Raw genomic sequence first — 12,985 nt, forward strand, 5'->3', positions numbered from 1 at the left:
TAGCGGTCAAGAGTCCATAAGGGGGATTCTTGACCGCTATTTTAATTGTTTAATGGTAACTGAAGTTTTGATAATTAGGTTTCCGAAAATTAATTATCTATTAATTATTTAAATTGAAAGAATTCTAAATTTATGTATTGACAGAAAAACCTCTTTCTGATAAAGTCTATTTGAGAAAAGCTTGTTGTGACAAATATTGCGAATACATATATTGTCGAAACATGTATTGCAATTACATTTATTGAAGGTGCAAGTATATGTAAGTTTGTGTTTATCTTCTTTTTCTCTACAAGTGCTTTCTCAAATTACTTTATGAAGACTACGGAAAGGGGGACAGGAGAGGGGCTGTTCTGAAAGACTTAGTTTTCAACAAAAAGTGTATAAAGGTAGTTTCACAAGGAGGAGGAAGGAAATGAAAAAGATTAAATCTATAATGTCAGTTTTTGCCTTAGGTACTGTTCTCGTATTAAGTGGGTGCACAGGTGGCCAAACTACACCGGCTACCGCGGTTAAGGATCCGGCTCCTGCTCAAGATGGAAAATATAAAGATGGGAATTATTTTGCACAGCAAGATGCATTTGCCAAAGGTTGGAAGTATATGGTGACCATCGAAGTTAAAGACGGTAAAATCGCTTCCGCTGATTGGAATGGCGCCAATGAAAAAGGTGGACCGGATAAAGTTGCATTCTCTGCTTCTGGTCAATATGGTATGAAAAAAGGCGGTGCTCAGTCAGAATGGCATGAGCAAGCCGAAAAAGCAGAAGCCTATCTTGTTCAAACCCAAGACCCCACCAAGATTAATTATAAGGATGACGCAGGACATAGCGATGACATTGCCGGCGTATCCGTCGGTGTCAAGGATTTCTTCGAACTAGCTAAAAAAGCTTTGGATGCTGGTCCTGTAGAAAAAGGCCCATATAAAGATGGTGCATACTATGCTGAAGCCCCTATGTATGGTAAAGATGGTTGGAAATATTCCGCTAGCCTTACTGTAGTCAATGGAAACATCGTAGCTGCTGATTGGAATGGCTTAAACGTTAAAGGCGGCAAAGATAAAGATACGTTATCTGCAGATGGCGAATATGGCATGAAAGAAAAAGGGAAAGCTCAAGCAGAATGGCATGAACAAGCACAAAAAGCAGAAGCTTACCTCCTGAAAACTCAAGATCCCACTAAGGTTAACTACAAGGATGATGCAGGTAAAACTGATGATATTGCCGGAGTATCCATCAAAGTTAAGGACTTCTTCGAGCTGGCTAAAGCTGCTTTAGACAAGGGACCGATTGCCCAGGGTTCCTATAAAGATGGTCTCTACTACGCCGCTGACGAAAAATTTGAAAAAGGCTGGAAATACATGACCAGCATCGTAGTTAAGAACGGAACTATTGTTGGTGTTGACTGGAACGGTATTCCTGAGGACGCTACCAAGCCAAATAAAGACGTTCAATCCACTAACGGTGATTACAAACTCGCCCCTGGAAACCAAGGTGAATGGGCTGTGCAAGCACAAAAAGCAGAAGCTCATCTCCTGAAAACTCAAGATCCGACTAAGATCACCTACAAAGATGATGCCGGTCATTCCGATGATATCGCTGGGGTATCCGTAACAGTTGGTGAGTTCTTCAAACTAGCTCAAAAAGCTCTTGAAGGTGCCAAATAATAGTTTTTAGGCAAAATAATACTAATACCATGAAGAAGCGGTTTCTACTGCTTCTTCATTTCTTTCTCCTATTAAAAAACATCAATTCATACTATAATATAGCTTGAGACAGGATTCTTACTCTCAAAGATGGAGGTTTTCTTATACTATGCGAGCTTTAAGACCGTCACCCTTCAAATCTAGGTTAATTATGTTTTTAACTTGTTTATGCTTGAGCTTTTCTCTAGTGGGATGTTTGGCTACAGAGACCAAGGTGAAGGAGTTTGAACCTGTAGTCGAAACAACTTTTTTGATGGGGACAGTAGCAAAGATCACCATCTACGATGAGATTACAGATAAAGAGATCTTTCAGAAGATTTTTGATCGTCTCACAGATATTGAGCAAAGAATGACTATTAATGATGACTATCCAAACAGTGAGATTATCCAGTTGAATAAAGCTTCAGGTAAGGAGTTTGTGAAAATAAACGCCGATACATTTTACGTTTTAGAGAAGGCGAAATATTTCGCTGAACTTTCTCAAGGAAAATTCGATATTACTGTAGGCCCCATTGTAAAGCTTTGGAATATCGGCTCAGATAATGCTCGGGTCCCTGGTGAAGATGAAATAAACGAGAAGTTACCTTTGGTTGATTATCATGGGCTTATTCTCGATAAAGAAAGTTCGAGTGCTAAATTGAACCAAGAGGATATGGTGGTGGATTTGGGGGCTATTGCCAAAGGGTATGCCGCGGATGAGGCGGCAAAAATCCTCAAAGAAGCCGGAATCAAGCATGCCATTGTTAATCTAGGGGGCAATATTGTGGTGATAAATACCAAACCCGACGGATCTCTTTGGCGGCTTGGTTTGCAGGATCCTTATGAAATCAGAGGCAAATCCATGGGTGTGGTTCTGCTCAATGACCAGACCATGGTCTCATCCGGGACCTATGAACGGTACTTCGAAGAAAATGGCAAAGTCTATCATCACCTGATTGATCCGGACACAGGCTATCCTGGAGAAAATGGGCTGATCAGTGTTTCCATCATTACTAAGGAGTCTGTTAATGCTGATGGCTTATCCACCGGTACCTTCCTTCTGGGCCTTGAGGAAGGTATGAAAATGATTGAAGAAATTCCTGATACGGAGGCAATATTTATCACCGCCGATAAAAAGGTGTATGTAACGTCAGGCATCAACGGCTCGAACTTTGAAATTACAAACCCGGATTATCATCTGCAGACCAGTACTTTCTCAGAGGTTAAGTAGATGGTTGATCTCGTTTGAGTTGAAATGGGATTTAATGACAAAAAGAGGGCATCTCAATCCTTTGAGAGCCCTCCTTTTATTTAAACCTTTTTTGTTTAAGCACCTTGGCATTTATGAATCCATTAATGCTTGATCATTTGAGTATCTGGGTCGATGGCTGCTTCATCATCACAGCAAGGGTAGGGGTTAAATTCTTTTTTGTAGTCATCTAAGGCTTTATTCGGATCAAAGCCTTGGATGGAGTAAGTGGTATAGCCACCAGTGAGATTTAAGACCCGATAGCCCTTTTGGGAAAGAATCCGGTCGGCGAAATAGCCTCTTAACCCTACTTGGCAATAGACAATAATTAATTTATCAGGATCCAGCTCATGGATACGCTGGCGAAGGTCATCCACCGGAATATTTATAGCTCCTTCCACATGACCCATAGCAAATTCAACTTTAGTCCGAACATCAACAAAAATATAGTCTTCGACTATCTTTTTCAGGTCGTCCCAGACCAACATGTGAGCTTTACCGGATAAAACATTCTGAGCCACATACCCGGCCATATTGACAGGATCTTTAGCTGAAGAGAAGGGAGGTGCATAGGCCAATTCCAGTTCGGTTAGATCCTCAATGGTACCCCCAAGGCGGATGACCGTGGCGATAACATCAATACGCTTATCTACCCCATCCCCGCCGATGCCCTGGGCGCCGAAAATCTTCCCATCGTCACCGAAGATAAGCTTAAGGGTCATAGGGTAAGCATTAGGGTAATAGGATGCATGGGAAACAGGATGAATATGAATTACATGATGAGGTAGATTGGCCCGTTGCAGCGTTCTCTCATTAGCGCCGGTGCTGGCCGCGGTGAGATCAAAAATTTTGAGGATTGCAGTCCCCTGAGTGCCCTTGTAGGTTGAATTTAATCCGGCGATATTATCCGCTGCAATTCGTCCTTGCTTGTTAGCCGGACCGGCCAGAGGAATGGCGGTTTTTGTCTTGGTTATATAGTCCAAGACCTCGACAGCATCCCCCACGGCATAGACATGGGGAATATTCGTTTCCATAGATTCGTTAACGATCAGATGGCCTTTGGGCCCCAGTTCTAAACCGCTTTCTTTTAGGAATCCTGTATCAGGAGTGACGCCAATCGCTAAGATGATAAGATCTCCCTGGAGCTTCGTATTACTGGCCAGGGTCACTTCAACTTGGTTATCCAGATCCTGAAAGGATTTTACGCCATCACTCAATATGAGGCGAATTCCGTGGTCCACGAGCTTTTTCTCCGCAAGGACCACCATATCCGTATCAAAGGGGGCGAGGATATGGGGGGCGGCTTCGACGAGAGTCACATTTAATCCCCGTTCCCTGAGGTTTTCAGCCATCTCAACTCCCACAAAACCACCGCCAATGACAATGGCGCTGTGAACACCTTTTTGATCCACTATGCCTTTGATAGCATCCGTATCGGGAATATTGCGGAGAGTGAGGATTCTCTTGCTGTCTATGCCGGGAATATTGGGTCGCAAAGCCTTAGCGCCGGGGGAGAGAACGATGGAATCGTAACTTTCTTCATAGGTTCCTCTGGACTGGCTTTTGACGAGAACTTTCTTGTTATCTGTATCAAGCTTTATGACTTCACTGCGAATTCGAACATCAATATTGAAGCGGGCTTTCATATCTTCCGGGGTCTGAACCATTAATCGCTCCCGTTTATTAATAGCTCCTCCAATATAATAAGGTAATCCGCAATTGGCAAAAGAGATGTAGTCATCACGTTCAAAAAGGATGATTTCTGCATCTTCATCCAGACGTCTTAATCGAGCCGCTGCGGAGGCTCCACCGGCTACTCCGCCTATAATAAGTACTTTTCTCTTCATGTTGGCCAATCCTTTCTTTTACACTTCTTGAAGAACATCGCTGACAAGTTGGATAATTCTTTTGTTTTTTATTTTGTAATAGATTTCCAGACCATTTCTGCGGTATTCCACGATACCGGCGGAACGCAATTTCTGCAAATGTTGTGATATTGTGGACTGAGGAGTATTGAGACAAGTATGCATGGAGGTTACATTGCACTCCCCCATTTCCAGCAACTTGCTTACAATACAAAGTCTTACCGGATGAGCCAAAACCTTGAGTAATTCAGCAACCTCGTTGTATTTTGCGTAACCATGATCCAAAGATATTCCGCCTTTCTATCATGAAGAGCCTATTCTGCAATCTATATTATTATATTCAAATAATATGATATAATAATATAAGTCGTCAAGTGGTTATGTTTGTTTTGAAGAATTCTTTTCTTGTATTTCTTGTGATTTATTCTAAAATTTAACAGGATATTCTTGCACGAGTGTCGAAGCATGCAGCAATAAGAGATCGAGGAGGATGATGAATGGAAGGTAAAACTAAAGGTATTGTCGAGGAATTAATCGAAACCTTCAGCTTTGCTCGAGAGTTATCCTATAAGCAGATTGAGACTTTAGTGGACCATTCAAATATTCAAGAAGTTCCTGCCGGTACAGTGATTGCAGAAAAGGGATCCTATTGCCATGGCTTAGCACTACTTTTATCCGGTAAATTAAGGGTGGCCATGAGTTCAGAGGACGGACGGGAAGTGACAATCTATCATATTTTTAAAGGAAGGATTTGTCCTCTATCGGCAGCCTGTGTATTAGGGGATTTTAAGGGAAACACGGTCACAGTTACAGCAGAGACTGACGTTAAGGTGGTTTGGGTATCCCGCAGGTTTTTTGCGCATTCGTTTGTAGAGTCAGAACCCTTCTATCGGTTTGTAATCAATGATATTTCCAACCGACTTTTCGAGGCGACAGAGGTCGTGGATAGTATTGCCTTTGTCCCGGTAAGAAAGCGATTGGCACAACTCTTATTCTCCAGCAGTAGTGGTGGCAGGTCTCCTATCTACATGACTCATGAAGGCTTTGCTCGAGAGCTGGGTACAGCACGGGAAGTTATTAGTCGGGAACTGAAAGGGTTTGAACGGTTGGGTATTTTAACGTTATCGCGAGGACGTCTGGATATCAAGGATCCTAAGGAATTAGAAAAACTCACCCAATAGGGTTATAAAATTTAGATAAAAATCTCCTGAAATGTGAAGATAAACTTACTGTTCTTCACATTTTTTTATATTTTTTGAAGTGATTTGGAGGGGGTAAGAGCAACTGGCCAAATATTGACTTTTTTCGCAATTGTACTTTAGTCACAGATGAAGTTAAAAAGTTATGTTAGGATAAGAGTAAGTTGTGATAAAAGTTACATTATAGGCAGAATTAAGAACTTTACGAAGGTAAGTTTTATTAGCCGAGCAAGAATCCGGTATTGCCTAGCCTTTATACGTGAATACTATCACAATTACTAATTAGCATTGAAGAAGGAGGAGTAGCAAATGAAGCATCGGTTTCGATTTAAGACCCTGCTTGGGATGTCGCTTCTTGCATTTGCTTTGGCAGGGTGTTCCCACACAAGCCCGGCGGCTGTAATTGAACCGGGTAGTAGTGAAGCGCCTTTGGTGGAACAGTTTGAATCTGTCAGGCAAGTCGTGGAGGATTTTCTCTCAAGTGATAAAGTGGTCTCTATGACGCCCGAGGAGCTTTATCAAATTGTTCAGGAGCGTAATGATCATTACTACTTAGTGGATATAAGAGCCAATCAGGATTTCATCAATAGCAATATCCAAGGCTCAGTCAGCATTCCCTACGCTCAAACTTCTGACCCTGAAAGGCTAGAGGCTTTGCCCAAAGACAAAACCCTGGTGGTTATTGACTATAATGGCCATCAGGCAGCGCAAACAGCTGCCACTTGGAATCAGCTGGGATATCAGGCGGTACCGCTTCTCTATGGAGTACAAAGCTGGACACAGGAAGCATCATCCATCGGTTATGAAGCATTTCCCGGTCAACCCCTTAACAACACTCTAGTTACAGAAGTCAATCCAATAGTCCTTTCGGAGAATACATCTCCAGAAATTAAATACCCTGAGGGGAAAACCCAGGATTATATAGCTCAGACCACCAGAACGTATCTGGATCGGAATTATAAAGGAGTGATTACTGCGGAAGAACTTTATGGCGAGCTTCAACAGGGTTCTACAGACCACTACTTTTTAGTGGACATTCGAGACCTGAAGCATTATCAGCAGGGTCACATTGAAGGATCTGTCAATATTCCTCTCGATCAATTGGCCGACCCGGATAAGGTTAAGAGCTACTCGCCGGATAAGCGCATAGTCTTGATTGGCTATGACGGTATGGATGCCAGCCAGGGTTCCCGAAGCTTGGTCACCTTAGGCTATGATTGTGTGGCTCTGAAGTATGGAATGAGCTATTGGAGTGCCGAGGAGGAAGCTACAGGAGTGACTCCGGTGCACAACCTTGTTAAGGAATATTACCAATTAACTCCGTTGAACTATCTCCCACCGAGTACAGGTGCTGCAGGTTGCGGTTGACGGATTACGGACAAGGAGGAAAGGTTATGCGGCCAATATCACGTCGGTCCTTTTTAAAAATTGCTGCGGCCACTACAACAGCAGTTGCTCTGCCTCAAGCATTGAATATGAACTTCAAAGCCTTTGCTCAGGATGCCAAGACTGCAGAAGTCACACGGGTTCCATCACTTTGCAATGGATGCTCCAGTTACTGTGGAGTATGGGCTTATGTGAAGAACGGCAGACTGTGGAAGATCGAGGGTAATGAAATTCATATGAAATCCAGGGGACATCTCTGTGCGCGGGGGCATGGGATTGCTCAGAATGTGTATAACCCTGGACGGGTAACCCAACCCATGAAGCGTGTGGATGACAAAAACAATTTCCAACCTATGACCTGGGAGGAAGCCTTCCAGGAGGTCGGGGCTAAGATGAAAGCCATTGTGGAGGAGCATGGCGGCGATAAAATGGTCTGGGCTTGCCATGGGGGTAAGGAAACTTACGCTCAGCAATTTATGGATATTATCGGCTCTGCCACCTATATAACCCACTATGCCACCTGCTTTTCAGCTAAGACCAATATCTGGCAAAACATGGTGGGCGGTATGTTTAACCCGGATTTTGATCAAGCCAAAACCATGCTCTTTGTGGGAAGAAACTATGCCGGGGGAATTATTCCCGCTGCTATGAAACGGATAACGGAAGCCAAGGCCAAAGGAGCCAGGATCATCGTAGTGGATCCCCGTTTCTGTGAATTGGCGACCATCGCCGATGAATGGATTCCTATTCGGCCCGGAACAGACTTAGCCTTCTTTTTAGGAATCGCACACACTTTAATTACGGAAAACCTCTATGATAAGGATTTTGTGGAGCAATACGTTTACGGCTTTGACGAGTTCTGGATGCATAATAAGGATTTTAGCGCCGATAAGGCAGCCGCCATTTGTGGTATTGCTGCGGATAAGATTCGTGAAATCGCCAGGGAATTAGCCAAGAGTGCTCCCCAAGCCTTCCTGGATCCGGGCTATCACGGATTGGCCGCCCACTACCAAAATTCCAATGAGACCATGATGTTGAATATTATCATCAACGCTCTCCTCGGCAACTTCTGGAAAGCGGGTGGACTATTCCCAGCCGCCAGCACTACTTTCGGTCATCCTGAGGCCACCTATTACGGGCCTACTGCTGTAAAAGGGATCCGGGCAGACGGTGCCGGTGAAGCCAGAGAATATCCTTTAGTGGAACCTTCCCGTGGTATTCCCCAGAGGATCCCCGACATGATCGAAAAGGGAAGAGCTAAAATGGTATTCTTTTACTCCTACAATCCTTTGCGTTCAGCCCCTGAACCGGAATACCAAAAGAAAATTAAAAATGCGGATTTAGTAGTAAGCATTCCTTATGACTGGAATGAAACCTCTCTCTATACCGCCCATTATATTCTACCTGAGAACCACTATCTGGAGCGGACGGAGCACCCAAAGGTTATCAATGGTAATATCTATTGGCCGGCAGCCCAAGTGGCAACCCGCTTTAAAGCTTTGGAGAGCACCACCTCGAGTCTTGACCTGTTGGATATTATGAAAGGCTTGACTAAGGCTTACGGAATTGAAAATCTCTATGGCTATACCGTGGAGGAAGAATTGGAAGTAGCTTTAGGTCCCATAGGGATCAGTGTGGATGAACTTCGGGAAAAGGGATGTATAGAGCTTATGCCCTCAGTACTGCCCAAAGACGAAGGCTTAACCTTCAGCACCTTTACCGGAAAAATAGAGTTCTCTATAGGAGCCTGGAGGAAGGAAGGGTATCTGGGTGTACCCACATGGGTGCCACCCCTGGTGGAGCCTAAGGAAACCAACGAGTTCCGCTTGATTCATGGCAAACAACCCTGGCATTCCCATATTATGACTACCAATAATCCGTATTTGATGGCTATCACAGAAGAGAAAAAGGGAACCACCATGTGGATGAACAGTTCCCGCGCAATTGAGCTAGGTATTCAGGAGGGGGACTGGGTTAAAGTCACCAGTGATATAGCCACTAAGCAGGTGCAGATTCATGTAACAGAAGGTCTCCATCCGGAATGTGTTTGGATTCCCTCGACTTATGGGACCTTTTCCGAAAAGTTAGAGCTTGGATTCGGTAAAGGCGTGAATTATAACGATTTTATTCCTGCCCGGATAGATAAGAAGACCGGTCATGTCATGGGACAGGAATGTATCGTGACTATTGCAAAGGGGGGGAAATGATGGCTGACTATGTGATGTTCATTGACCCCAACAGATGTACAGGCTGCAATGCGTGCCGAATCGCCTGCCAGACCCAGTGGGGTTTAGCACCGAGTATGAATTTTAACAGCCTTATCGAACAGGAGACAGGGAAATATCCTAAGGTTCAACGGTTTATTACTCCCGTCCAATGTCAGCATTGCGACGATGCTCCTTGCCAAACCGTTTGCCCAACGGGAGCGACATACAAGAGGGAAGATGGAATCGTTTTAATCGATGCCCAAAAGTGCATTGGCTGTAAATATTGTATGGTGGCCTGCCCCTACAATGCACGGGTCATTAATGAGCACGGAGTGCCGGAGAAATGCCGATTCTGTGCTGAGTATGTGGTCAATGGGGAAACACCGGCTTGCGTATCTACCTGTATGAATGATGTACGCGTTTTTGGTGACCTGGATGATCCCAATAGCCCCCTTCATGAACTTCTCAAGAACCAAGAAGTTGTTCAGCTCCGGGCTGATCTCCATACCAAGCCGAGAATCTACTATGCCAAGAGTAAACGGATTTAGGAGGTGAGCTCATGGAAAAAAGAAAGTATCAGCGAAGTATTTGGACCTATTTGTCCCTTCTTTTGTTGGCCTTTGCTGTAGCAGGAGCCATTAATAAGTACCTGATCAGCGGGGAACATGCCTTTGGAGTTACCCCGGACGTTCCTTGGGGGGCGTTAATTTCCGGCTATGTCTTCTTTGCAGTTGCCGCTACCGGGACAGGGCTTGTGGGTTCCTTAGGCCACGTCTTCCGCATCAAGAAATTCGAAGTTCTATCCAAGCGCGCTCTACTTGCCTCCATACTCTTGCTTCTTTCCGCTTTCATCGTGCTGGCAGTGGAGCTGTCCAATCCCTTTAAGATGGTTTACCTCTTGCTTTCGCCTAATTTGTCCAGTCCAATTCTTTGGATGGGGGTCTTTTATGGGTTCTATCTGGTTTTGCTTTTCGGTGAATTCTTTTTCACCATGAAAGACAATCACAAAGTCGCTACAGGTATTGCTTATGTGTCCTTTGTTGTTAAATTATCCGCTATCATAAATTTAGGCAGAGTTTTTGGATTCACGACCACCCGCAGCTTTTGGGATGGGTATTACTACCCGGCGTATATGGTCGTCTCAGCGGTGGTTTCCGGTGCTGCAGTGCTGTCGATTATTCTCTATCTATCCAATAAAAATTCGTACAATTCCTTTGCACAAGACTCTCAAGGAAAAGAGCTATCTAGAACCTTAAGTCAGATCTTAGCAGGCGCCCTGATGGTTTTTGCCCTCTTCCAGGCTGTAAAGGTAGGCACATCTCTAGGCAGTGAGAATATAACGGTGGCTCAGGCAGCTAAAGCCTTGATATCCGGTCCTATGGCCGTACCTTTCTGGTTGATGGAAGTACTTGCAGGAATTGTGGCTCCCTTACTGATTCTCTATCGATCCAAATTCTCATCCCCGGGGCTATCCTTCTGGGCCGGAATCCTGACCATGCTTGGTCTGCTCTTTTCCAGGCTGGACTTTGTCTACGCCGGTCAAGTGGTGCCCTTACAAATTACAGATGAAGCTACCAAGGCTATGCATGTATTCAATGCTTATTCGCCAACTTGGAGTGAATGGTCTCTGATTATTGGGGCTATAGGCTTAATTATCCTAGTGTTCGATTATGCCGAGAGCAAATTCTCTCTGGATTCTCATCATTAAGCGAGAATGAAGGTGTGACTATGAATAACACCTGTCCCTCCCCGCAGGCCTTGCAGGATCTGCTACGGCTTTTTGCAGAGTTCTTTGCGTTTCCCGATGAGGATTTCTGTGAAGCGGTCCGCGGGGGGAGTGTGGACCTACAGGTAAAAGAACTAAGTCAAAGGGCAGGAGTGCCCATTGAAAGTGAACTCGAGAAGGATGCTCTAAGCTACGAAGAGTGGGTAACCTCATATAATCGCTGCTTCTTGGGAGTTCAAAAGCCTTTTGCACCACCCATTGAGTCCATCTATAAACCATGGACCACAGATGAAAGTTTTCAAGTACCCTTTAAAAATCAAAAAGGGTACCTTATGGGGGATTCTGCACAGCATGTTCAACATATCCTTAAGTCCTTTGGGTTGGAAATCCCACAGGAATACACCATGATGCCGGACCACCTTGTCATCTTGTTGGAATTGTTAGCCTTTCTGGTGGGCAGCGGTTTTGAAAAAGAGGCCAAGCAGTTATGCCAGGACCATTTTGACTGGCTGCCGGATTTGCAAAAGGCCATTGAAGAACTTCCCGCCAATGGACGTATTTTCATCGCTGCTCTTAGAGAATTAGAGGACATTCTCCAGGCTTTCATGAGTCATGCTCGGAATCATAGACTTTTGAAAGAGACTATTGACTACTCAAACTTCTGAATTAAATTGACTCATTACGAGTCGGTTTAAATAATAAAAGGGGGAAAAAGAATGTTTAAACAATCAAAAGCCTTTACTCTGGTTATCTCTCTTCTACTTGTTCTCAGTCTCATTACAGGTTGCGGATCCGCGACCGCTACCACCACACCTGCTCAACCGCCTTCAAGTCAAGAACCGGCTAAACCGGAAACTCCTGCTCAACCTGAACAACCGGCTGCAGCTGCTCCTACAGTAGAGTCCAACACCTTAGGCTGGGATGATTGGTCAGCCAAAATGAAAGGCACCATTAACAAAGATTACTATATCGTAGACTTAAGAACTCCCGATGAAATCAAACTGGAGAAAGCCTTAGAAGGATCAATCAATATTGATGCTAATGCAACCCTTGGCACAGGAAATACCGATGTTATCGACGAAAAACTGCAAGGTGTATCCAAAGATACAGTCATCCTTGTCCATTGTAAATCCGGTGGAAGAGCTAAAAAGAATCTTCAAGCTTTCTTGGACAAAGGTTATGTCAATACTTTTGCCCTTGACGGATGGACTGCTTTTGATGCCAAAGGCTATTTTGGTGCCACTAAAATAACCGCCAGCTCTGAGCAACTTAAGCCTGATGCTTGGGTAGCGAAAATGCAAGGAACTATTGGTAAAGACTATTATGTCCTCGATGCCCGTGATAAGAGTGAATATGATGCCGGACATATTGAAGGCGCATTGAATTTCGGTGTCAGAGATCAATTCACTGTGGATCATGCCGCAACCATCGCCAAAGTGAAGGAAGCCATTCCTAACAAAGATGCTTTAGTCCTGGTTCATTGCGCAGTAGGCGCCCGTGCGAAAGTGGCTCAGGCTCATCTGAAAGCTGAAGGCTATACCAATGTGGTAACATTGGACAATAAGATTACTATTGATGCCAGCGGAAACTATAAGTTTGAATAATTTGAGGTTGTTATTTTGCCAGCGTTGCTCATGGGCATATCAACCGCATCATCCCTCTAGACGATGACGAT

At 44.3% G+C, this 12,985-nt stretch carries 11 protein-coding genes; 9 read left to right on the forward strand and 2 right to left on the reverse strand.

The annotated features are described in order from the left end of the window. Nucleotides 1–412 precede the first annotated feature (412 nt). Entirely contained in the window at nucleotides 413–1,660 is a 1,248-nt protein-coding gene (locus tag DESPCE1_RS0106550) for a major membrane immunogen, membrane-anchored lipoprotein (RefSeq protein ID WP_019849887.1), read from the forward strand. 226 nt (nucleotides 1,661–1,886) lie between these two features. Next, nucleotides 1,887–2,909 (forward strand): FAD:protein FMN transferase, encoded by a 1,023-nt coding sequence (locus DESPCE1_RS0106555; RefSeq protein ID WP_242835368.1) that lies wholly within the window; start codon nucleotides 1,887–1,889, stop codon nucleotides 2,907–2,909. Between the two features lie 122 nt (nucleotides 2,910–3,031). Here the strand turns inward: DESPCE1_RS0106555 and DESPCE1_RS0106560 are convergent, their stop codons facing one another. Together DESPCE1_RS0106560 and DESPCE1_RS0106565 are read right to left on the reverse strand one after the other, a co-directional pair. After that, a complete protein-coding gene (locus DESPCE1_RS0106560; RefSeq protein ID WP_019849889.1) occupies nucleotides 3,032–4,774 on the reverse strand; it encodes an FAD-dependent oxidoreductase in 1,743 nt (580 codons plus the stop codon). Between the two features lie 18 nt (nucleotides 4,775–4,792). After that, nucleotides 4,793–5,077, reverse strand: coding sequence for a helix-turn-helix transcriptional regulator (locus tag DESPCE1_RS0106565; RefSeq protein ID WP_019849890.1), 285 nt, complete (start codon nucleotides 5,075–5,077; stop codon nucleotides 4,793–4,795). 212 nt (nucleotides 5,078–5,289) lie between these two features. On the opposite strand from DESPCE1_RS0106565, the gene DESPCE1_RS0106570 reads away from it, so the two are divergent. The 7 genes from DESPCE1_RS0106570 (at nucleotide 5,290) to DESPCE1_RS0106600 (ending at nucleotide 12,914) form a co-directional block, all read left to right on the forward strand. Then, nucleotides 5,290–5,973, forward strand: a complete 684-nt coding sequence (locus DESPCE1_RS0106570; RefSeq protein WP_019849891.1) for a Crp/Fnr family transcriptional regulator — start codon at nucleotides 5,290–5,292, stop codon at nucleotides 5,971–5,973. A gap of 327 nt (nucleotides 5,974–6,300) precedes the next feature. Further along, nucleotides 6,301–7,359 (forward strand): rhodanese-like domain-containing protein, encoded by a 1,059-nt coding sequence (locus DESPCE1_RS0106575; RefSeq protein ID WP_014793322.1) that lies wholly within the window; start codon nucleotides 6,301–6,303, stop codon nucleotides 7,357–7,359. Nucleotides 7,360–7,385: 26 nt separating this feature from the next. Continuing rightward, the gene (srrA, locus tag DESPCE1_RS0106580; RefSeq protein WP_019849892.1) at nucleotides 7,386–9,584 is read left to right on the forward strand and encodes a respiratory selenite reductase catalytic subunit SrrA; all 2,199 of its coding nucleotides are present in this window, start codon (nucleotides 7,386–7,388) and stop codon (nucleotides 9,582–9,584) included. Then, complete coding sequence (locus DESPCE1_RS0106585) at nucleotides 9,584–10,132, forward strand: 4Fe-4S dicluster domain-containing protein (protein WP_014793324.1); 549 nt, start codon at nucleotides 9,584–9,586, stop codon at nucleotides 10,130–10,132. The genes srrA and DESPCE1_RS0106585 overlap by 1 nt, the downstream gene beginning before the upstream one ends. Nucleotides 10,133–10,143: 11 nt before the next feature. Continuing rightward, on the forward strand, nucleotides 10,144–11,292 hold the full coding sequence (gene nrfD, locus DESPCE1_RS0106590; protein ID WP_019849893.1) for an NrfD/PsrC family molybdoenzyme membrane anchor subunit: 1,149 nt from the start codon (nucleotides 10,144–10,146) through the stop codon (nucleotides 11,290–11,292). Nucleotides 11,293–11,312: 20 nt separating this feature from the next. Next, the gene (locus tag DESPCE1_RS0106595; protein WP_014793326.1) at nucleotides 11,313–11,975 is read left to right on the forward strand and encodes a molecular chaperone; all 663 of its coding nucleotides are present in this window, start codon (nucleotides 11,313–11,315) and stop codon (nucleotides 11,973–11,975) included. Nucleotides 11,976–12,026: 51 nt separating this feature from the next. Continuing rightward, entirely contained in the window at nucleotides 12,027–12,914 is an 888-nt protein-coding gene (locus DESPCE1_RS0106600; RefSeq protein WP_014793327.1) for a rhodanese-like domain-containing protein, read from the forward strand. Nucleotides 12,915–12,985 lie beyond the last annotated feature (71 nt).

It is taken from the genome of Desulfitobacterium sp. PCE1, assembly GCF_000384015.1.
In the GTDB taxonomy this organism is placed as follows: domain Bacteria; phylum Bacillota; class Desulfitobacteriia; order Desulfitobacteriales; family Desulfitobacteriaceae; genus Desulfitobacterium; species Desulfitobacterium dehalogenans.